The organism is Sorangium aterium (genome assembly GCF_028368935.1).
Taxonomy (GTDB): domain Bacteria; phylum Myxococcota_A; class Polyangia; order Polyangiales; family Polyangiaceae; genus Sorangium; species Sorangium atrum.
The window spans coordinates 857587-879832 of the sequence record NZ_JAQNDK010000001.1; the positions used below are offsets into that span (position 1 = coordinate 857587).

At 73.0% G+C, this 22246-nt stretch carries 14 protein-coding genes; 5 read left to right on the top strand and 9 right to left on the bottom strand.

The features are described from left to right. Positions 1–117: 117 nt before the first annotated feature. On the top strand, positions 118–1368 hold the full coding sequence (locus tag POL72_RS03000) for an MFS transporter (protein WP_272093468.1): 1251 nt from the start codon (positions 118–120) through the stop codon (positions 1366–1368). Between the two features lie 54 nt (positions 1369–1422). Here the strand turns inward: POL72_RS03000 and POL72_RS03005 are convergent, their stop codons facing one another. Then, positions 1423–6624, bottom strand: a complete 5202-nt coding sequence (locus POL72_RS03005) for an nSTAND1 domain-containing NTPase (RefSeq protein ID WP_276596371.1) — start codon at positions 6622–6624, stop codon at positions 1423–1425. Between the two features lie 810 nt (positions 6625–7434). Then, complete coding sequence (locus tag POL72_RS03010; RefSeq protein WP_272093469.1) at positions 7435–8343, bottom strand: hypothetical protein; 909 nt, start codon at positions 8341–8343, stop codon at positions 7435–7437. A 233-nt stretch (positions 8344–8576) separates the two neighbouring features. Between POL72_RS03010 and POL72_RS03015 the strand changes: the two genes are divergently transcribed. Both POL72_RS03015 and POL72_RS03020 read left to right on the top strand, forming a co-directional pair. Then, the gene (locus POL72_RS03015) at positions 8577–9953 is read left to right on the top strand and encodes an MATE family efflux transporter (RefSeq protein WP_272093470.1); all 1377 of its coding nucleotides are present in this window, start codon (positions 8577–8579) and stop codon (positions 9951–9953) included. A gap of 257 nt (positions 9954–10210) precedes the next feature. Further along, entirely contained in the window at positions 10211–10813 is a 603-nt protein-coding gene (locus POL72_RS03020) for a carbonic anhydrase (RefSeq protein WP_272093471.1), read from the top strand. A 187-nt stretch (positions 10814–11000) separates the two neighbouring features. Here the strand turns inward: POL72_RS03020 and POL72_RS03025 are convergent, their stop codons facing one another. Further along, on the bottom strand, positions 11001–14585 hold the full coding sequence (locus POL72_RS03025) for a DEAD/DEAH box helicase (protein ID WP_272093472.1): 3585 nt from the start codon (positions 14583–14585) through the stop codon (positions 11001–11003). A 37-nt stretch (positions 14586–14622) separates the two neighbouring features. After that, entirely contained in the window at positions 14623–15171 is a 549-nt protein-coding gene (locus tag POL72_RS03030) for a hypothetical protein (protein ID WP_272093473.1), read from the bottom strand. 76 nt (positions 15172–15247) lie between these two features. On the opposite strand from POL72_RS03030, the gene pdxR reads away from it, so the two are divergent. Both pdxR and POL72_RS03040 read left to right on the top strand, forming a co-directional pair. Further along, on the top strand, positions 15248–16726 hold the full coding sequence (gene pdxR, locus POL72_RS03035; protein ID WP_272093474.1) for a MocR-like pyridoxine biosynthesis transcription factor PdxR: 1479 nt from the start codon (positions 15248–15250) through the stop codon (positions 16724–16726). Positions 16727–16892: 166 nt separating this feature from the next. After that, the gene (locus POL72_RS03040) at positions 16893–18113 is read left to right on the top strand and encodes a serine/threonine-protein kinase (protein ID WP_272093475.1); all 1221 of its coding nucleotides are present in this window, start codon (positions 16893–16895) and stop codon (positions 18111–18113) included. A 144-nt stretch (positions 18114–18257) separates the two neighbouring features. On the opposite strand, the gene POL72_RS03045 is transcribed toward POL72_RS03040, so the two are convergent. The 5 genes from POL72_RS03045 to POL72_RS03065 are packed head-to-tail and all read right to left on the bottom strand — an operon-like array spanning position 18258 to position 21626. Then, complete coding sequence (locus POL72_RS03045) at positions 18258–18632, bottom strand: hypothetical protein (RefSeq protein WP_272093476.1); 375 nt, start codon at positions 18630–18632, stop codon at positions 18258–18260. Positions 18633–18684: 52 nt separating this feature from the next. Then, entirely contained in the window at positions 18685–19257 is a 573-nt protein-coding gene (locus tag POL72_RS03050) for a hypothetical protein (protein WP_272093477.1), read from the bottom strand. Next, the gene (locus tag POL72_RS03055) at positions 19229–20032 is read right to left on the bottom strand and encodes a ParA family protein (RefSeq protein WP_272093478.1); all 804 of its coding nucleotides are present in this window, start codon (positions 20030–20032) and stop codon (positions 19229–19231) included. Before POL72_RS03055 ends, POL72_RS03050 begins: the two co-directional genes overlap by 29 nt. Next, positions 20029–20904 carry a DUF4388 domain-containing protein gene (locus tag POL72_RS03060; RefSeq protein ID WP_272093479.1) on the bottom strand — a complete coding sequence of 292 codons (876 nt, stop codon included), beginning with the start codon at positions 20902–20904 and terminating at the stop codon, positions 20029–20031. Before POL72_RS03060 ends, POL72_RS03055 begins: the two co-directional genes overlap by 4 nt. Then, the gene (locus POL72_RS03065; protein WP_272093480.1) at positions 20904–21626 is read right to left on the bottom strand and encodes a TRP-like protein; all 723 of its coding nucleotides are present in this window, start codon (positions 21624–21626) and stop codon (positions 20904–20906) included. The genes POL72_RS03060 and POL72_RS03065 overlap by 1 nt, the downstream gene beginning before the upstream one ends. Positions 21627–22246 lie beyond the last annotated feature (620 nt).

A 22246-nucleotide genomic window follows, 5' to 3' on the forward strand; every position in this document is an offset into this window, starting at 1 on the left:
GTCCTCGATGGACGGTGTCGACGTGGCGACGGCATATGAAGAGCCGTTTGGGCGGCCATGTTCGATAGTGCGCGCTTCTCCTTCCCTCCTCTTTCTGCTCTGCTCGCGCCCCGGTCCATGTCCTCCCCGCCCGCCGGCCTGTCGCGCCACCCCGATTTCCTGCGCCTCTGGGCGGCGCAGGCCGTGAGCGCGGTGGGCAGCCGCATCAGCCGGACGGCGCTGCCCGTGATCGCCATCGTGAGCCTCGGGGCCGACGCGTCGGGCGTTGCGGTCCTCTCCGCCGTGTCCACCGCGCCGGGCGTCCTCGCGGGCCTCTTCGCGGGCGGGCTCGTCGATCGCTCGCGCAAGCGGCCGCTGCTCGTCGGCGCGGATCTCGCGCGGGCGGCGCTGATCCTCTCGGTCCCGATCGCGGCCTGGACCGGCACGCTCACCCTGCTCCAGCTCTCCGTGGTGGCCGCGCTGGTGGGCATGGCCACTTCCCTGTTTCAGATAGCCGACAACGCCTACTTGCCGGCGCTGGTGGGGCAGGAACACCTGGTCAAGGCGAACGCCAGGCTGGAGGGGACCGAGGCCGCCGCGGAGATCGCGGGCCCCGGCGCCGCGGGCATCCTGATCCAGGCGCTGACGGCGCCGGTGACGATGGTGGTGGACGCGCTTTCGTATCTCGTGTCGGCGGCGCTCCTCGGGCGCATCCGGGCGGCGGAGGCGCCGGCCGTCCCCGCGGGCGGCGGAGGCGACGGGGGCGCCTCGCTGGTCGAGGATCTCCGGGTGGGGCTGCGCCACGGCCTGGGCCACCCCGTTGTCGGGGCGACGTTCCTGGCGATGGGCGCCCACGCGCTCCTTCTCGGCGGGGCCTTCTCCGCGCTGTACATGCTCTATCTCCTGGAGCACCTGCTGCTGGACACGACCACGGTCGGGCTGATCATCAGCGTGGGCGGCATCGGCGCGCTGGGCGGCAGTTTCCTCGCGGGCTGGCTGGGCCGACGCCTCGGCGCCGGGCCGGCGATGATCCTCAGCCTGTTCATGAGTCAGGCCGGCTGCGCGCTCATCCCGCTGGCCGCGCAGCTCGGGCGGCTCGCGATCCCTGCCCTCGTTGTGCACCAGCTCGTCGGGGACGCGTTCCTCATGGCCTTCATGATCCACGCGGTGAGCGCCCGGCAATCCATGCTGCCGTTGCACGTGCTCGGCCGGGTCGACGCCACGCTCCACGTGCTCACCGGGGCGCTCTTGCCGGCGGGAACGCTGGCAGCCGGCTGGCTCGCGGGGCGGATCGGCGTGGAGGCGACGGTCTGGGCGTTCGTCATCGCGGGGTTCGCAGCGCCGCTCCTGCTGGTGCGGCCCGCGGTCTGGCGGCTGCGGGCGGCGTGAGGGCGCGCGGATTCGCGGGCGTGAGCCTGCATGCGCTCGATGGATGGGTGATCGTCATCGGCCGGCCGTGCTGCCGAGCCGGCCTCCCGAATCCGCCTGACCTCCCGGCGCGTCCGCGCGGACCGCGGCGACCTGCCGCAGACAGGCCTCCTGGCTCGCCCGGGCGGCGGATTCGGGCACACGAAGGAGCTCGATCCTCCGCTCGACGGGCATGCAGTAGGTCGTCGCCGTCCACAGCTTCGGGTCATCGACGCCGCGGAGCGGCTCGAGGTCGGTCCACACCCGCGCGACATCGTCGTCGGACCCGGTGACGATGCGCTTGCCATCGGGGCTGTACGCCACGGCGTTGACGGGCGCGTCGGACCCGCGCAGCACGAGAGGCTCGCCCGTGCCGTCGGCATTCCATATCCGCGTCGTCCTGTCGTCGGACGCGGTGACGACATACTTGCCGTCGGGGCTGAACGCCGCAGCATTGACCCAGTGCTCGTGACCGCGCAGGACCACGGGCATGCCTGTGCCGTCGGCGTTCCACACACGCGCCGTCTTGTCCCACGACGCCGTGACGACGCGCTTGCCATCATGGCTGAACGCCGCCGATACGACCCAGCGATCGTGCCCTCGCAGGACCACCGGCTCGCCCGTGCCATCGGCGTTCCACACACGCGCCGTGTTGTCATACGAGGCGGTGACGACGCGCTTGCCGTCGGGGCTGAACGCCGCCGAACGCACCCGGTCCGCGTGACCACGGAGCGTCACGGGCTCTCCAGACCCGTCGGCGTTCCACACGCGCGCCGTCTTGTCCCATGACGCCGTGACGATGCGCTTGCCGTCAGGGCTGAACGCCGCAGAGCGAACCCTGTTGTCGTGACCGCGGAGCACCAGCACCTCTCCCGAGCCGTCGGCGTTCCACACCCGCGCTGTCTTGTCGTCGGACGCGGTGACGACGCGCCTGCCATCGGGGCTGAACGACGCAGAGAACACCGCATCCTCGTGCCCACGGAGGATCACGGGCGCTCCCGAGCCGTCGGCCTTCCACACGCGCGCCGTCTTGTCCCATGACCCCGTGACGACGCGCTCGCCATCCGGGCTGAACGCCGCAGCGTAGATCGCATCCTCGTGCCCACGGAAGCTGAGGGGCTCACCCGTGCTCTCGGCGTTCCACACCCGCGCCGTCTTGTCATAGGACGCCGTGACGATGCGCCTGCCGTCGGCGCTGAACGCCGCCGAGTAGACCCGATCCTGGTGGCCACGCAGGATCCGCGGCTCGCCCGTGCCGTCGGCGTTCCACACCCGCGCCGTCTTGTCCCACGACGCCGTGACGATCCGCTCGCCATCGGGGCTGAACGCCGCGGAGTAGACGACATCCTCGTGACCGCGCAGGATCCGCGGCTCGCCCGTACCGTCGGCGTTCCACACCCGCGCCGTCTTGTCCCACGACGCCGTGACGACGCGCTTGCCATCCGGGCTGAACGCCGCGGAGTAGACGGCATCCTCGTGACCGGGCAGGACCACCGGCTGGCCCGTGCCATCCGCCTTCCACACCCGCGCCGTCCTGTCGAACGACGACGTCACGATGCGGCCGCCGTCGCGGCTGAACGCCGCGAAATAGACCGGCTCCGCGTGACCCCGCAGGACGAGGAGCTCGCCCGTGCCATCCGCCTTCCACACCCGCGCGGTCCTGTCGAACGACGACGTCACGATGCGACCGCCGTCGGGGCTGAACGCCGCCGAATAGAGCCCCTCCTCGTGACCGCGGAGGACGAGCGGCTCGCCCGTCCCCTCGGCGCTCCACACCCGCGCTGTCCTGTCCTCCGACGCCGTCACGATGCGCTCGCCGTCGGGGCTGAACGCCACCGAGTTGATCGGCCCCTCGTGGCCACGAAAGACCAGCGGCTCGCCCGTGCCATCGGCGTTCCACACGCGCACGGCCCTGTCCGCGCAGATCGTCGCGATGCGCTTGCCGTCGGGGCTGAACGCCGCGCGGATGACGAAATCCGGATGGGTGAGCACCACGCGCGCGACCCAGCTGTGCAGCGCCCAGCGCGCGAGGGTGGCCCACCCGCGCGGCACCTCGGGCGGCTCGACCTCCCGCACGAGCGCCAGCACCGTCGTCGGATCGGATTGCAGCTCGCGCGCCGCGGCCATGCGGGTGGCGTTGCGCGCCAGCTGCGCGTCCGCCTGCGCGCGGATCGCCAGGTACGACACCATGACCGCGAACGCGCTGAGCGTCGCGATCACGCCCATCGCGAGCTGCCGCCGCAAGCGCCGCGCGCGCTCGGCGAGCTCCACCACGGCCAGGAGATAGCGCTCCTCGCGCTTGCCCAGCCCCGCTCGCCCGTCGGCGCCCTGCGCGGCGCGCCGGCGCTCGTACCACGCCCTCGCGTCCTGGGCCGCGCGGTCGCGCCAGAGCAGCCCCTCGGCCCGGCCGCTCGCCTCCCACTGCTGCGCCGAGGCGCGCAGCCGGGCCAGGAACTGCGCGTCTTGCTCGCCCTCGGCGAGCCACTGCCGGAGCTTGGGCCACCGCTCGATCAGCGACTCGTGCACGAGCTCCACCGTCGTGCCCTCCCGCTCGCCCCCGGTCTCGATCAGCAGCAGCCGCGCGCCGGCCAGGTGCTGGACCACCTGATCGATCGCCTCGCCCGCAGGCCCCTCGCCGTTCTGCGCCACCCCATGGAGCTCCTCCAGGCTGACCACGGCGCGCGTGCGCTCGGGCGTGACGAGGCGCACCAGCACCGCCCGGGCCAGCCGATGCTCACGCGCCGGCAGCGCCAAGAGCACCGCGTCCGCGTGCGCGGACAGGGCGCCGGCCACGCCGCCCAGCCTCTCGTAGCTGTCTCGCGTCAGCAGCCGGTGCTCGCGATCCCGCGCCTCCCACAGCTTCGCGGCCGTGAACTGCAAGAGCGGCAGCGGGCTGCGCGTACTCTCGAGCGTCCCCAGCATCTCCCCGACCATCTCGGCCGTCTCGAAGCGATGACCGGCCGCCTCCAGCGGCCTCGTCAGCGCGTCGCGCAGGCCGTCGCGCCCCATCGGCGGCAGCAGCGACAGGCCGCGCGTCACGTCGATCACGAAGTCGTGATCATCGGCCATGCGATCGAGGAAATCGGAGCGGACCGCGAGCAGCACGCGGAGGGGCGATGACGCGTCGTCGGCCACGCCTTCCAGGCAGGCCACGAACGCGGCCCGCTCCTCGCGGCTGGCGCCGAGCGTGTACAGCTCCTCGAACTGATCGACGAAGAGCAGGGCGTGGTGCCTCGTCCCCTCACGGCGGCAGCGCGCGCGCAGCCGAGCGCCCAGGTGCCCCGGCTGCGCGCGCAGCGTGGCGACGATCCCGTCGTGGTCGGCGAGCTCGGCCGCTCCGGACCCCGAGCTGGCCGCCTCGGCCTCGGCCACCTGCGCGAGCACATCGACGAGCGCCGACAGCGGCCGGCGCCCCGGCCGCACGATGAACGTCTCCCACCGCTCGCTGGAGCGCTTCAACGCCGGGATCACCCCCGCGCGCACGAACGACGACTTGCCCGCCCCCGACGGGCCGACGACCGTGAGGAGCGGCTGGTAGCGCAGCCGCGTCGTCGTGGCGGCGATCTGGCGATCGCGGCCGAAGAAGCGCGCCGCGTCCGACTCCTGGAACGCGGACAGCCCTGCGAAAGGGCTCTCGTCGTCGCCCAGCTCGAGCGCCTTTCGACCGGGCAGCAGCGCCTCCAGCTCCGCGAGCAGCTCCTTGGCCGAGCCGATGCGCTCGTGCTTGCGCTTCTTCAAGCAGCGATCGACCAGGTCGCCGAGCGCGCCCACGTCCGGGCGCCGCGCGGCCACGCGCGGCATCGGGAGATCGAGCTTCACGATGTCGGCGAGCCGCGCGACCGAGAACGGATCGAGCGGGTGCACCCCCACGAGCAGCGTGTACAGGAGGATGCCCACGGCCCAGAGGTCGCTGCGAGGATCGACGTCCCCGCCCAGCAATTGCTCCGGCGACATGTACGCCGGCGTGCCGATGAGCCCGCTCCGGTGGCCATCGCCGCGGCCTCGCGCGAGCGTCGCCTGCGCGCCCGTGAGCGTCGACATCACCCTGACGTCGAGCTGCTTCGCGATCCCGAAGTCGAGCACCTTGATGCTCCCCGTGTCGTCGATGAGGATGTTCTCGGGCTTGAGATCGCGGTGCACGATCCCGAGCTCGTGCGCGCAGACCAGCGCGCGGATCACGGGGATCATCAGCTCGACCACCTGGCCGGGCGACATCGGGCCAGACGGCCCTATCGCGGCGAGCGGCCCTGGCGCGCTCGGGTGCTCGCGCTGGGCCAGCCATTCGCTGAGCGTGCGGCCCTTGATGTACTCGAGCACCAGGTACGGGTGGCCGCGGATCTCGTCCACCTCGTGGATCACCACGATGTTCTCGTGACGGCAGCGCGCCGTGGCCCGCGCCTCGTCCAGGAAGCGCTCGTTCCCCTGCCCGCTGAACTCGAGCAGCAGCTTGATCGCGACGAGGCGCCCGAGCTTCGTGTCCCTGGCCAGGTACACGATCCCCATGCCTCCCCGGCCCAGCTTGCGGATGATCTCGTAGTGCTTGATCATCCCGCCGACGTCCGGCACCGCGGAGCCCGGATCGCTCCCCGTCGGCGTTGCTCCCCCCACCGTCGCTCCCCCCACCGTGGCTGCGGCGTGCTCGTCGTGCGCGACGTGTACCGGCGGAGCTGCGGCCTCGCGCGCTCGCTCCTCGGGCGTCGCGCCGGCCGACGCCTCCGTGGGCGCCAGGCCGGCGAGCGCGAGCGTCGTCTCGGTCGGCTCGCCACGGATTCCGCTCCATCCCGGTCGGTCCGGCTGTCTCTGCTCCTGGGCCTCGGCGTCGCGGTGCGGCGCCTCCTCGAGCTCGCGCGTCGCCTGCGGCAGGGTCGCGCCGAGCGCGGGCTGCCGCGGGTCGTCCGGCGCGGGCATCACCTCCCGCAGGGTGTGTCCCGGCATGAGCTCGAAGACGGTATAGAGCTGCCCCTCGCCGGCGTGCCCCCAGTCGACGGGCCGGATGATCGGGGAGTGCTGGAGCCGTGTGCCAGAGCGCATCTCCCGCAGGAACCGCGAGGCGGAGCGCCGCGAGTGGTGCCCGCCGTCTCCATCCCGAGGCAGGCGGAGGATCTGGAGGACGATCGGCCGACCGCCCCTGATGCGCCGGCCCCTGTAAACGACCGTTCGGCCGCTCGCTCGGCAGCAGGACAGGATCTCATAGCGACCCTGGAACACCGTCCCTGGCGCGAGGGTCTCGCGGCTCATCCTGGCCCCTCCGATCGCTGCCACGCCCGCGCGGCGGCTCCGGACGAAACGTCCCCACCCCCTGTCGACACGCAACGCTCCTGAATGTCGAATTCGTCGCGCCGCTCTGGCGAGAGAACCCGACGGCGTACTCGGACCGATGCTCAAGCAGCCAACCGTCGCTGCCTGTTGAAGCTTCTATAGCATACCTCTCCACATCGTCCGGTGTCGGCGCCTCCAATGCGTCAGCCCCTCTCCTTGCACACCAGTTGACGCCAGCGCTCCCGTCGCTCTCCTCCTTTTCTTCCGCCATTTCAGGCCGCTCGGTATTGCGGCAATTCCCAGGCACCGAGTCGTGTCACAGGCGAGGAGCCGGGCTGTGGCCCAGGCGACGTGCCCAGTCATGGCTCGGCGACGAGTCCAGTCATGGCCCAGGTTCAGGCGAAGAGCCGGGCTGTGGCTCGGGCGACGTGCCCAGTCATGGCTCAGGCGACAATCTCGAACCGCGGCTCGGGCGACGACCCGGGTCGTGGCTCGGACGACGAGCCGAGTGGACGGGGCGAGGAGCCCCTCCCGCAGCGCGGCCACCTGCGCGCAGCCGTGCTCGTGCCGTGCGGGACGTCCCGCCGGGGCCCCCGGAGCGCGACCTGTTGCCGGATGCCGCAAACCATTGCGGAAGAGAGCAAGCGGTTGCGTACCGCCTCCGCGGCCTGGCGCCGCCCGGGCTCCCGTCGTCCGCCCCCTGTGTGATCTGTGCGCCTGCGCGCGGGATCTGCGCTGGCGGCGTGGGCGCCGCGGGCGCCGGTCCGGCACCGCGGCGGCCGAAGAGCGTCAGCCGAGCAGCGGCTCCGCGCCGGCGGCCTCGCCCTCGGCGCCCTTGTCCTCGTCGAGCGGCACGTCCTCCTCGATCACCTCTCCGGCGGCGGCCGCCGTGCGCCGCACGGCCGTGAGGCCGAGCTGGATCTGCGCCTTCACCGGGAAGACCTGCCGGAGCGTCGTCGCCCAGTCGTTGAACCAGTCCCGCAGGCCCTCGAGCCCCTCCCGTTGCTCCCGCCAGGCCCTCGCCAGCTCGGCCGCCGGCACCCGAGGCGGCTGCGCCTGCGCCCCGGCGCCGGCCTCGAGCCTCGCGAGCAGATCGCGCACCTGCTGCACCTTCGCCTCGGTCAGCCCGCGCGCCGCGAGGGTCCTGTGGACCTTCTTCGCGTCACCATCGCTGTTCCTGGCGAGCCCCTCGAGGCGGCGGAGGTACGTCCCGACCGACGTGGTCACCGTCGACCCGAGCGGCTGCGGCTCCAGGTGCTTGAAGAACGCGGCCTCGAAGCCCTCGCGCCTCTCGCGCGCCACGACGCGGCGGATGATCGCGCGCGTGCGCGGGAACCACGTGTTCTCGAAGACGTCGACCTCCCGGAGCAGCTGCATCCGCTCGGCCCCCTCGACGCCCCCGCCGCTCGCGGCCTCCACCGCGGCCTCCGCGAAGAGGTGCTCGAGCGGGCGCTGCTCGCCCGCGGCGAGCTTGAACAGCCGCCACCCCTCGCGGTGCTCGTTCGCCGCGTAGCCCTCGCGACGCGCCCGCGCGATGAACGGCGCCGCCTGGACGTTGACGAGGAACCGGAGAGCGCGACCCAGGAGGTCCTGCTCGGCCGCGGTGAGCGCCAGCGGCAGGGACGCCTCGGAAGGCCCGGACGACGCGGGCCGCGCTCCCGGATTCCGGGAAGCGCTCGCGGACTTCGCTTTCGACATGTCGTTTCTCCTCGCTGGCGCGCCTGGACTGGGCTCGAGCGCTCAGCGGCGTCGGCGGACTGCAAGCTGCGCGCCAGCGGGGTGGACGGTGGACTGTCGCCGCGCGTTCGCTACGTTACGCCGCGACTGAACAGGCCACCACGAGGCCGCTTTCCACCCGCTCCCAGGCGAGGAACCTGATGCAATCGAAGTTTGGAACCGACCTGACGACAGGCAGTATCCCGAGACATATCGTGAGTTTCTCCCTCCCGATGCTGATCGGGGGCTTCCTTCAGACGACCTACAGCTTCATCAATGCCATCTGGGTCGGTCAGTTCCTGGGCACGGCGGCCCTGGCGGCCGTCACCGTGAGCTTCCCGGTCATCTTCACCATCTTCGGCGTCGGGATGGGGATGACCCTGGCAACGAACATCCTCGTCTCGCAGAGCTTCGGCGCCAGGCGGTTCGATGAGCTGCGGCGCGTGGTCGACGGCTCCACCGTGCTGATCTACGGCCTGGGCCTCCTGCTGACCGCCCTCGGGGAGCTCTTCACGCCCCAGATCCTCCGCGCGATGGACACGCCGGCCGACGTCTTCGCGCCGTCGGTCAGCTATCTCCGCATCTACCTGCTCTCGCTGCCGTTCAGCTTCGGCATGTTCGCGCTCCGGAGCATGCTGCAAGGCACCGGCGACTCCAAGACGCCGCTCTATTTCCTGCTCGGCTCCGTCGCGCTGACGACCGTCCTCGACCCGCTCCTCATCTTCGGGCGGCTGGGGCTGCCGGAGCTCGGCCTGAACGGGACGGCCTGGGCCACGCTCGTCTCTCAGGCCATCGCGCTCGTGGCGCTCAACCTGTACCTCCACGCCCGCAGGTCGCCGATCGCGCCGAGCTGGCCGCGCTTCGGCCAGCTCGGACCGACGATCCGAAAGACGCTCCGTATCGGCGCGCCGGCGGCCGTCCAGCAGTCGGTGGTGGCGCTGGGCATGGTCGTCGTGACGGGGATCGTGAACGGGTTCGGGGAGATCGCGACCGCAGCGTTCGGCGCGGCCTCGCGCATCGACCAGATCGCCTTCCTGCCGGCGATCAACATGGGGATGGCGATATCGACGCTCGCCGGGCAGAACCTCGGGGCGGGGCACCACGGCCGCGTGCGCGAGATCTTCGCGTGGGGTTGCCTGTTCAGCGGCGGGATGACGCTCCTCATCTCGGCGGTGGCGGTCGCGTTCCCCGAGGCGCTCCTCAGGGTGTTCATCACCGATCCGGCCGTCATCGAGCTCGGCGTGTCGTACCTGCACACGGTCGGCGCGTGCTACGTGTTCTTCGGCCTCACCTTCGTGAGCAACGGCATCATCAACGGCGCCGGCGCGACCATGGTCACGACCGCGACGACGCTGCTCAGCCTCTGGGTCGTCCGCGCCCCGCTCGCGTACTGGCTCTCGCGCGAGATGCGCAACGTGAAGGGCGTCTGGTACGCCATCGCGGCGAGCTTCGTCGTGTCGATGATCACGGGCACCGCCTACTACGCCTCGGGGCGATGGAAGCGGGCCCTTGTCCAGAAGGCGCCTCCGGGCGAGGCGCCGAGGCAGGCCGACCCCGCGCAGGCGTTTGCGAGCGAGGTCGGAGAGGCGTGAGGGCGGCGGAAGCGCCCGCGCGGACCGGCCGCCCTGCGCGGGGGCTGCCGCGCAGGGCGGAAGGCCTCGGATCGCCGCCGCTCGGCCGCCTCGCGCCGTGGACGCGCGCCCGGTTTGCCTCGTCCGGTTCGCCCGCTTCGCCTCGCGCCGGTTCCCCTCGCCGCTCCCCCTCGCCTGATGACGCGCAGAGCGCGGGAACCTGACGCGCCCCCGTTCCGACTCATGCGGGGACCGCTCCTGGTCCGCGAGGAGAACCGATGCAGCTCTCGAACAGCAGGTCACCCGAGGCCCCCGCCTCGACGCGGCGGCGGCGCGCAACCGCAGCGCTGGATCCCCGCCATACGCTGCTGATCTCGTGCTTCGACGCCGCGCTCCCCTTCGGACGGATGGGGCTCGCTGCCGACGGGGTGCCCTGCGCGCAGGTCCGATCGCCGGCGCACCTCGTGGCGCCCTGGAAGGACAACGCCGAGAGCGAGAATGCTTCGCTCCTGCTGTCGCTCTCGATGCGGGAGACACACGACGTCGTGATCTGCGGCCACGTCCGGTGCGCGGCGCTCGAGGTGCTCCTCGACGGGGAACGCGATCGGCAGGCCTTCAGGCTCCTGTCGCAGGTGCCCGCGGCGCGCGCCACGATCGACCTCGTGCGCCACAACTACGTCGGCCTCCACCGCGACGCCCTCCGCGAGGTGACGGCCCAGGAGAACGTGCTGACCCAGCTCGATCACCTGCTCACCTACCCGCTCCTGGCGCAGGGAGGCGGGCCGCGCGTCCACGCCTGGCTATACGACGAGCGCGACACGTCGCTCTGGGCCTACTCCTTCGAGGAGTCGCAGTTCGCGCACCAGATCTCGCTCCGGTGAGGAAGAGCGCGGGTCGGAGAGCGCACGTCGGGCGGCACGAGTCAGAGCGCGCGACTCGGGATAGGGCGAATTCTGCCGGAATGACGGAACCGCCAAGGCGCCATAAGACGCCAAGATTTTGTGTTTTCTTGGCGTCTTATGGCGCCTTGGCGGTTCAAACGACCCCGCCTTCAGTCAAAGCACTCCGTCACGGACTCGGAGGGCTTGAGTCCGAGAGCTCGCCGTCCCCGCCCTCGCCGCCGTCCGGCCCCCGGAGCTGCGCCGAGAGCAGGCCGACGAGCTCCTGCGTCGAGAGCTTGCCGGCGGCGTCCTTGCCGCCGAGCACCTGGGCCACGAGCGAGCGCTTCTCCGCGTGCAGCGACAGCATCTTCTCCTCGATCGTCCCGAGCGCCACCAGGCGATAGATGGTGACCGGCCGCCGCTGACCCAGGCGGTGCGCCCGATCCGACGCCTGATCCTCGACCGCGGGGTTCCACCAGGGGTCGAGGTGGATCACGTTGGTGGCCGCCGTGAGGTTGATGCCGAAGCCCCCCGCCTTGAGCGAGATCAGAAAGAGCGGCGCCGACCCCTCCTGGAACTCGCGCACCCGCTCGGCCCGGGCCTTCCGGGGCGTCTCGCCGTCGAGGTAGACGTACGCGACGCCGCGCGCCTCGAGCGCCTCGCGCACCAGCGCGAGGTGCGACGTGAACTGGCTGAACACGAGCGCGCGCTGCCCCTCCGCGCACAGCTCGTCGACGAGCCCGAGGAAGCGCGCGAGCTTGGACGAGTCGAGCGCCGAGCGCGCGTCGTAGAGGCGCGGGTGCGAGGCGAGCAGCCTGAGGCGCGTGAGCGCCGCCAGCACCTCGACGCGCCGCTCCTGCTCGCGCCGGACCGCCCGGCTCGTCTCGAGGTCGGACAGCGCCGCGAGGCGCGCGTCCTCGTACAGCTGCCACTCGGCGCCCGAGAGCACGACCGGCACGCGCACCTCGGTGCGCGCCGGCAGCTCGGCCTCCACCTGCGCCTTGGTCCGCCGGAGGAGGAACGGGGCGAGCACGCGCCCGAGCGCGGGCCCGGCGGCGGGGTCGATCTGCCGCTCGATCGGCATGGCGTAGCGGTCGCGGAACGCGTCCCATCCGCCGAGGAGGCCGGGGAAGACGAGCGCGAAGAGGCTCCAGAGCTCGCCGAGGTGGTTCTCGATCGGCGTGCCCGAGAGCGCGAACCTGAAGTCCGCCTGGAGCGCCCTCGCGGCGCGGAAGCGCTGGGTGGTCGCGTTCTTCAGGCTCTGCGCCTCGTCGAAGACGACCGTGGCGAAGCGCCGCGCCGCGAGGCGCGCGGCGTCGCGCACGAGCAGGCCGTAGCTGAGCACCATCACGTCGCCCGGGCCGAGCCGCGCGAGCGCGCCGTCGCGATCGGCCTCGTCCGCGTAGACCGTGAGGCGGAGGGAGGGCGCGAAGCGCCGCGCCTCGTCCTGCCAGTTGAAGGCCACCGAGGTGGGCGCGACGACGAGCGCCGGCCCGCGCTCGCCGCGCTCGAGCAGGACGGCGAGCGCCTGCACCGTCTTGCCGAGGCCCATGTCGTCGGCGAGCACGCCCCCCGCGCCCCAGGCCGCGAGCCGCACGAGCCAGCGGTACCCGTCGAGCTGGTAAGGGCGGAGCTCGGCCACGAGCGCCGCCGGCGCGATGGGGCAGAGCTCGCCGGCGGCCACGACCCGCTCCACGAGCTGCCGGAAGGCGCCGTCCGCCTCGAGCGCGGCGCCGGCCCGCTCGAGCTCCCACAGCACCATGGCGGCCGAGGGGCCCACCGAGAGGCCGTGCCGGGCGTCGTGGACGTGATCGGCCAGGCGCTCGAGGTGAGCGCGCAGGGCCTCGCCCAGCTCCACGTAGGTGGTGGCCTCGACCTGCACGTAGCGCTCGTGGCGGCGCGCCGAGTCGAGGAGCCGGGCCAGCTCCACGCGCTCTCCCGCGACGCTCAGCCCGCCGAGGACGCCGAACCACTCGCGCCGCTTCTCGAGGACGACCTTGAGCGCGCGGGGGCCGCCGTCGCCCACGACCCGCAGGGGCTCGCTGACCCACTCGAGCTCCGGGGGCGGCTCGCGCCGCGCGCAGGCTGCGAGCAGATCGAGCGCGCCCTGCGCGCTGGCGAAGCGGTAGTGGAACGGGCGGTCCTCGAACGGCTCGGCCCCGGCGAGCGGGAGCTCGGCGGCGAGCGCGGCGGCGAAGTCCTCTTCCCGGCGCAGGTCGCGCACCGCGTGCAGGGCCCGGTCGCCGCGCCGCACGTGGACGTCGCGCGCGCCCGCGCCCGGCACGAGCGGCGGGGCGTCGGCGAGCGGCCGCACGCGCAGCTCGACCTCCACCGCGCCGCGCGGCTGGGCCGTGAGCCGCAGCACCGGGAGCAGCTCCGGCGGGACCGACTCGCCCATCACGCTGCGCGGCATGGCCACGGGCACGCGCAGCGCCCACCGCGAGAGCGCGGCGAGCAGCGCACCGTGGCTCTCGGGCGGGAAGACGTCGCCCTCGCGCGCGAGCACGTCGAGCAGCGCCCGGATCTCGGCCTTGACGTCGAGCAGCGTGAGCCGCCGCGCGCCCTTGTCCCAGTCCCAGAGGAACAGCACCTCCTCGGGCCGGGCGCGGCGCGCGCGATCGAGCAGAGCAGGGGGCAGCGCCGTGCCCTCAACGCCGGCGCTCACCCGCACGGCGCCGTGGCGCTCCTCGGCCACGACGCCCACCGGCGCGCGCTCGATCCTCACGGCCACATCGGGCGCCTCGTCGAGGAAGAGGCGCGGGTGGCCGATGAGCGCGTCGAGCAGCGCCCGCGAGGCGAAGGCGTTGCCCTCGGGCAGGAGCGACGCGATGCGGGCGTCCTCGGCGGAGAGCTTGCCGCCGTGCTCCAGGAGCAGGCGCTTCTTGCCGAGCCGCGCCCCGGCGCCGCGCTGCCCCTTCTTGCCCAGCCGGTGGATCCAGGGCGCGACCACCACGCCGGCCGCCTCGACGACGTCGAGCCGGAAGGCGAGCTCGACGCCGCCGCGCGCCCCGGGGCCCTCGTCGAGGGCCCTGTCGAGCGCCTGCAAGGCCCGCTCCCAGGCCGGGCGGCCGAGCTCGTCGAGCGCCTGGAAGAAGGCCTCGCTCGGGGGCTGGCGGAGCCAGAGCAGCGCGGCGTCGATGGCCGCGAGCACGTGGACGCAACCGCCCGCGCCGCAATCGCACTCGGCGCGGAGGGCCCCGGGCGCGAGGATCAGCCGCGCCTCCGGCCTGACGAAGCCGGCGCCCGCGCGGTGCGCCTCGAAGGGCCGCGGATCGTCGAGGCGAAAGCCGGGGAGCGCGGCGTCGAAACGCAGCGCGGCGGCCCGAAGCGCCCGCTCGGGGCGCGGGGCCGCCGCGTCCGGCACGCGCGCGCGCAGCTCGCAGAGCCGCTCGTGCGCCGACAGGGCCCTCGGCTCCTCGGGCGCCCGCAGCAGCGACGGCGCCGCGGCGCGCGCGAGCGCGGCGTCGTCGCGCTCGTCCTCCAGGAAGCGAGCCACGAGGGGCGGCAACACGTCGCGCAGGCGCGAGGGCGCGAGCCACACGAGCGCGCTCGCGAGCTCCTCGGCGCTCGCGAGGTCGATGAGGCGCCGCCGCGCGCCGAGGAGCTGCAGCTCGGGCCAGAGCGTGGGGTCGACGCGCGGCGCCACCGCCTCGAGGCTCAGCCGGGCCAGGTGCGCGACGCCGTGCTGCGCGAGCCACGCGAAGAGGGCCGCGCGGGTCTCGAAGGGCGCCGCCGGCGCTGCGGGAGGGACGGCCTGGGTGTCGCCTGGCATGACAGGCGGCGTAACGTCGTCGGTGCGAGGGCGCGGTTCAAGGGGTTCTGGCGCGCTGGCCCCCGCGGGCGAGCGCGCCGAAGGGCACGGCGGGCGCGGCCGCGAGCAGCAGCGCCCCGCCCGCGGCCGTGTAAACCGAGTAGGAGAGCACCGCCTCGAGGCCGCGCCCCGAGAAGGTCATCGCCAGCGCGAACGCGAGCAGCAGCATCCCGCTCGCGAACGCGAGCGCCCGCGTCCACACGCCCGCGAGCAGGCCGACCCCGAGCGCCGTCTCCAGCGCGGTCGCCGACCAGGCGAGCGCCGGGACCATCCAGGCCGGCGCCCACGGGTTGATCGCGCCGGTGTACGCGACGAAGCGGCCCCACTCGCCCCAGGCCACGTTGCCGGTGCCCGGCGGGCCCCACAGGCCGAAGCGGTCGGCGACCGCCGACAGGAACGCGGCGGCGAGGCCCAGCCGGAGCAGCAGCGCGCTCGCCCAGGCGAAGCGTGGCGAAGCCCACGGCGGGGCGAGGCCTAGCCCGTGGGCGGCGGCGAGAGCGTCGGCTGCAGGATCGGCGGGGCGCGGGGCGGAATGCGAGATCGTCATGGCTCCTCTTTCGCCCCGGAAGCTGGCTCCGGGGTGGTCCAGTGAGGAGGTCCATTTCTGGCATGATGGCTGGACCATGCGCCCGTGGACCTTCCCCGTCTCGCTCGACCCGGGCTCGGCGGAGCCGCTGTTCCTGCAGATCGCCCGGCGGATCGCCGCGGACATCGGCCGCGGGAGGCTCCGGCCCGGCGCGGTGCTGCCCGGGTCGCGCACGCTGGCGAAGACGCTCGGGGTGCACCGCAACACCGTGCTGGCCGCGTACGACGAGCTCGAGGCCGAGGGCTGGCTCAGCTCCGCCGAGCGCAGCACGCGCGTCTCCGCGGCGCTGCCGCCGCGCCCGCGCGGGGTGGCAGCGCCCCGGGGCGAGCTCGGCTACGACCTCCCTGCCCGCCCGGCGTGGCGCACCTTCGCGCCGGATCCGGCGCGCCGGGGCGTGCTCCACTTCGGGGCGGGGCTGCCCGACCTCCGCCTGGCGCCCGCCGACGAGCTGGCCAGGGCGTACCGGGCGGCCGCGCGGGCAGGCGGCCGGACCGCGCTCGGGTACAGCGATCCCCGGGGCGACGTGCACCTCCGGCGCGCGCTCGCTTCGCTGCTGCGGGAGACGCGCGGGCTCGCGTGCGACGAGGACCACCTCCTCGTCACGGCGGGCAGCCAGGGCGCGATCGACCTCGTCGCGCGCCGCCTCCTCGGGCCGGGCGACGCGGTCGCGGTCGAGGACCCTGGCTACCCGCCGGCCTGGGACGCGCTGGCGTCGACAGGCGCCGAGCTCCTGCCCGTCGGCGTCGACGGCGATGGATTGCGCGTCGACGCGCTGGAGGCGCTCGCCGCGCGGCGGCGGGTGCGGCTCCTGTACCTGACGCCGCACCACCAGTTCCCGACCACGGTCACGCTCTCGACGGCGCGGCGGCTCCAGCTGCTCGACGTCGCGCGCGCGCGGCGGATCGCCGTCCTCGAGGACGACTACGATTTCGAGTTCCACTACGACGGCCGCCCGGTCCTGCCGCTCGCGGCCACGGACATGGGCGCGGTGATCTACGTCGGCACGCTGTCGAAGATCCTCGCGCCCGGGCTGCGCCTCGGGTGGGTGGCCGGGCCGCGGCCGCTCGTCGAGGCGCTCGCCGCGCAGCGCATGCGCGCCGACCGGCACGGCAGCCCGGCGCTCGAGCGGGCCGTCGCCGCGCTGATCGAGGACGGGCTCCTCTCGCGCCACGCGCGCAAGATGCGGCGCGTGTACGAGGCGCGGCGGAATGCGCTCGCGGAGGCGCTCCGGGCCGAGCTGGGCGGCGCCGCGGAGCTCGCCGTCCCGGCCGGCGGGATGAGCCTCTGGGTCTCGTTCCCCGAGGGCGTGGACGCCGAGGTCGCGGCGCGCGCCGCCCCCCGGCACGGGGTGGGGTTCTACCCCGGCGCGCGCTTCAGCTTCCGCGGGGGCGAAGCGCGCGCCGCGCGGCTCGGGTTCGCGTCGCTCGATGAACGCGAGCTGCGCGAGGCGACGCGCCGGCTCTGCGCCGCCCTGCGTGCCCGGCCCGACATCCAGCGCGGCCGTACGACCTTGTGAGTACACATCCCCGATTGGCACTCTGCTGGAGGTGCGCTGTCCGGGATTCCCAGGGTCCCATGTTCGCGATACGCTCTGGGGATGCCCCGGTCCCTGACCCCAGCGCGTCGCCCGAGAGGGACACCGACGTGGCTGGGACGCAGAGGCGGCACGGAGGTGCTCGATCGTGTTCCATCCTTCCTCGTTCGATTCACAACCTGACTCCCAGAGGAGAGACAGCGCGCGCGCGAAAGGAGCGCTCGCTGATCGACCGGCAGACTCCCGCCCCGCCTCGTCGCGCCGCTCCGTACGGCTGCGAGGCCGCCTCATCGACGGGCGTTACCAGGTCGATCAGCTGCTCGGGCGCGGCGCGATGGGCGAGGTCTGGCGCGCGCACGACGGCGTCCGGCGCGCCGATGTCGCGCTGAAGTTCCTCACGGTGGCGCGCGGCGGGCGCAACGTCGACGCGATCGAGCGGTTCCGCCTGGAGGCGCGGGTCGCGGCGCAGCTCGGACAGAAGACCCGCGGCGTCGTCGCCGTGCTCGACGCCGGCGAGGACCCCGCGGCGGGCCCGTACATCGTGATGGAGCACGTGTGCGGCAGGTCGCTGCGTCAGCTGCTGGAGGAGCGAGGCACGATCCCCGCCGTCGAGCTCGCGTCGTTGCTCCGCCAGCTCGGAGAGGCGCTGTCGATGGCGCACGGCCTCGGCGTCGTGCACCGGGACATCAAGCCGTCGAACATCCTGCTCGTCGAGGGGAGCGACGGCCATCTCTGCGCCAAGATCACCGACTTCGGGATCGCCAAGTGGGTCGGCCAGGATCGGCCGGCCGATTTCCGCCGCCGCACCGCGGACGGCGTGGTGCTGGGCACGCCGGCCTACCTGAGCCCGGAGCACACGTGTGAGGGTCTTGGCGGCCCGCAGCTCGACATGTGGTCGCTCGCGGTCGTCGCGCACGAGGCGCTGACCGGGCGGCAGCCGTTCCCGGGCCGCAACCTGGCCGCGGTGCTCGCGGCCATCCTTGTCAGCGGGCGCCCCCCGCTGGCCACGTTGTGCCCGGGAGCGCCGCCCGCCCTGGAGGCGTGGTTCGCGCGCGCCTTCGCCATCAGCCCATCGGAGCGGTTCCCCAGCGTCCAGGCGATGATCTCCGCCTTCGAGGCCGCGGCAGGGGTGCCGGTGGCGCCGCCGGCCGCGGCGCGGGGGCGGCGCTGGCGCGTCGCTGTGGCCGGGGTCGCGGTGGCGCTCGGCCTCGCGGTGCCCGCGGCGCTGCTCTGGGAGCGGTCCGGGAGCGACGGCGCGCGCCGCGCGGATGAGGTGGTCCGCGACGCGGCGCGCGCTGCCGCCCGCGTCGCCGACGCCGCGCAGGCAATGACAGCGCGCCTCCTGGAACGCCAGCGCACAGCGCCCTGATCGCGGATTTCGCGCCGCGTCCGCCTCGTCAGGACGCGGGCGGAGCCGTCCAGGAACTAAGTCAAGCCCAGGCTCGATGGGGGCCCGCGATGAACAGGCCGACCCAGACGTCGCGCGGTGGTGGTGATCGGGCGGCCGAGCAGCTCAGCGCTCGCTCGCGTGCGCGATGGTCTCGATCATGCGCGGGATGGCCACGGAGATGAGGATCCCCAGGTTCGCCCGCTTGTTGTCCACCAGCATGCCCTGGAGCAGATTCCCGTGGTTGAGCACCACCACGGTGTGGTTGCCCGCCATGTCGAGCAGGTAATACCGCCCTAACGGAGGGAAGTTCGAGTCGCGCAGCGAGCTGTCCAGCTCCTCGGTGATGCGGGTGAAGAGGGCCACCGCCACCGGTTGCTGGTTGAAGCCGGCGAGCGACAGGCCCGCCGAACGTTCCCAGATGTCGGTGGCCAGCAGCCCGTCGCGGAGGATGTTGCGGAGATCATGGACTGCGGCCTCGAGGACTTTGGTATCGATCATCGTGCTTCCGTCGCTCCTGGGCGCGCGCGCCCGCATTGAAAACCCGGATGTACTACAGCCCGCGCAAGGTCGTCGCGAGCGCCTCCTTCAGCTGCTCGAACGACCGCGTGGAGAGAGCCTCGTCGCCCACGGTGCCGAGGCAGAAGCCACCGCGCGCCGTGCGCGCCTCGACCCAGGACATCATCTGCGCGCCCAGCCAGAGCGCGCCCGCCGTGGCGTCGACGCCGGGGATGCTGCGGACGCCGACCAGCGCCGAGAGCAGCGGCCCCACGAGGGACACGTGCGCCTCGGAGATGCCGTGCGCCGCCAGCGTGAGGCCGTTGTCGTCGGCCACGAAGGCGCCCACGCACGCGTGGTGATCGAGCGTCCAGGCGACGAGCGCGTCGAGCCGATCGGCCGGGTTGTCGGAGGTCTGAACGAGGCGCGGCACCTCCTTCACCTCCTTGGGCACGTCCTTGGGCGCGGCCTTCGCCGGCACGGGCGCCGCCTTCGCCGGCGCGCCGGCGCGCGGTGCCCCCATGGCGCTCACGAGCGCCGCGGGCTCCCGCGACCGCGTCGCGCTCACCCGCGCGAGGAGCGAGCTCACCCGCTGCGCGTCAGTCCACGAGACGGATCGGACCGTCATCCTCGCCTCCTGCGTTGGAGCCCAGGCGCTCCTCGATCTCGGCCACCAGCTTGTCGAACACCGCGGAGACCGCGGGCGGGCGGCGGCTCAGCAGGCCGAGCGGCACGCCCGCGCGGCTCGCCTGGAGGAACGTGCTGTCGCGCGGGACCGCGGTGTCGAAGACCTGATCGCGGTAGAGGGACCACAGCTCCTCCAGCGAGGCCAGCATCACCGGCTCGCGGAACGAGCTCATGGTGCCGACCACGCCGAGGAGGGAGCAGGCGGAGCCGATGTCGCGGAGCCGCGCCAGGAGCTCGAGCAACCGGGGCATGGCCCGCAGCGCGAGCGGCTCGCACTGCGCGACGGCGATGACGCTGTCCACCTCCTCCAGCGTGAGGCGCGACATCCCGCCGAGCCCGGCCGGCGTATCGAAGAGGACGAGGTCGAAGTCGCGCTGGCTCTGCTCCAGGATGCGCCCCACGATGTTCGCCTCGCGCGCGTTGATGGCGAAGCGATCCTCATCGAGCGCGTCGACGGGGCCCATGGGCAAAAGACAGAGCTCCGGGAGCCGGGTCTTCACCAGACCCTCGAGCGGGGGGCCGCCGCGCGCGAGGCTCGCGGCCAGGCCGGGGCGGTCGCTGACGCCGTCGAGCGACATGCCGATGGCGCCCTGCAGATCCGTGTCGACGAGCAGGGTCCGCGCGCCTCGGCGCGCGAAGGCGAAGGCGCAGTTGAGCGCCACGGTGGTCTTTCCGACTCCGCCCTTGAGGCTGGCGAATGCGATGGATCGGGTCATCTTGGGTATCCGAGCTTGCGTAGCTGTTCCAGGTTAGCGCGCACGAGGCTGGATGCGGGATCGAGCGTCGAGAGGTCGATGAGGACGCAGGCCGCCTCGCTGTAGCTGCGTTCCATCAAGAGGCGCCGCGCGTCGGCGTTGAGCTGCTTGATGCGGGCCGCGCGCTGCTCCGGCGAGATGAGCGCGATCTCGATCCGCCTCGACGAGATCGGCGGCGGCGCCTCCACGCTACCTTCGTCGATCCGGCGCAACGAGTCGAGCACCAGCTCCGCCAGATCCTTGAAGATGGTGCGCTCCTTCGTCGAGCCGACGGCGGGGGTGACGCGCACCCGCATCTCGGGGCGGATGAGCCGCGCGAACGCCTCCTCGCCCACGCCGAGGCCGTCGAACGCCGTCCACACCTGGCCGCGCCGCACCTCGATCAGACCCACGTCGGCGCTGGCGTTGCTGACCACGAGGACGTGCGACTCGCCGGACATGCAGATCATCTGCAAGAAGTCGACGGGCACGAAGTTCATCCCGATCGGCGCCGACTGGGCGCCCGCGGCGTGCGCCATGAGGATGAGCGTCTCCTCGGCGATGGGCCACGTCACCCGCGTGGTGCCCGCCGCTCCCGGGACCTCCACGCCATCGTTGACGGCGAGCACCAGCCGCGCCGTGCGGCGGAGGAGCTGCGCGACGGCGTCCTCCGGCCCACCCGGGAGCGACGGCGCGTAGATGATCAGCTCCGCGCTCTGCACGCCGTCGAGGGCTTGATCGAGCTCCTCCCAGGTCGCGGCGCCGAGGGCGCTCACCGGCGCCTGCCCGGCGATGACGCGGATGCACCGCATGCGCTCGCGCAGATCGGGAACAGCGACCACGACGATGGCCATCAGCCTCCGGTGTCGCGCCGCACCCGGCGCAGCATGACCGACGACGCCGTATCGCCCGGGCGCATGCGCGCGCACGCCTCGAACGCCTCGACCGCAGCGTCGTAGCGGCGCTGCACGAACGCGGCGGTACCGCGGGCGAACGCCTCGCGGTAGAGCCGATCCTCCTCGGTCTCGTACACCCGTGGCGTGAACGGCGCGCTCGCGGGGGGAGTCGGCGCGCTCGCGGGAGGAGTTCGCACGCTCGCGGGGGGAGCCTCCGGCGGTCGCCGCTCCAGGCCGCGCTCCGGCACCGTCGGCGGCCCCGGATCGGCGCCGGCCTCGGACGGCAGCGTGTCCAGCTGCGGCCGGAAGGAGACCGACGGCCGGTCGCTGAACGGCGACGCCACCTCCCTCCCCGTGTAGAGGCCGACCAGCACCTGCAGCGTGCGGAGCCGCCCGAGCGGGCACATTTGAATGATGTCGTCGAACGTCGAGGAGCCGTCGATGTACCGCGCCACCAAGAGCGCGTCGGGCGAGCGGCCCGCCGACACCGGGATGGGCCCCGCCACCTGATCGAGGCCGCCGAGCCGCTTGGCGTAGGCGCCGGCGAGGAACTCTTTGATCCGCTCGATGCTCGCCTGCAGCTCGCGATCGCCGGGCGACTCCGCGCGCGCCCGGTACAGCACCGCCAGCGCCTCCTCGTAGCGCTTCTCACGGACCAGCCGCACAATCTCCGCCCGCATGGGCGCGCTCTTCGGGACCGCGCGGCTCTCGGGCTCCACCATCAGCGCTGAGTCGAGTTGGTCTTTCACGGCACAATGGCAAGTTACATGCCTCGACCGCCGGCATTCAAGCTGTTTGGCTGCACCTTCACGGCGGCCGTCCCCGGTCAGCGTCGTCGATACCGGCTCGCCATCGTTCAGGTACGCGCGTGTGGGACCAGCCAGCACCCGCCAGAACATCGGGGGCTGCAACATGGGTCCCATGAAGGCCGGGGAGACAGGGGACGAGGCAATGACAGCCGCCCGCCTCCGCATTCGGTCCATTGAGTCGCCACGCGCTCTCGGGCGTTCCGACGGGTCAATCGTCAGCCAATCGCGGACGTCGCAAGCCGTATCCCACCCCAACGCCGGTTCGCCCACCGGCCGCCGTTTCAAATTTGAATGGTGATCACAAGATAGTGGGTGCAACTTACGTTGGGCTTGCGCTACAGTGGATGCACCGGCTGGACGCACCCCGCAACGTTGCATAAACGTCTGAGGTGGTTGTTGGAAAATTCCAGTAATCAAGCTCGGCATGCAGCGCGAGGGGGAAGCGCAGGATTTCAACCGAGGTGAGGTCCAGCAGCAGCGTCCATTTCGGT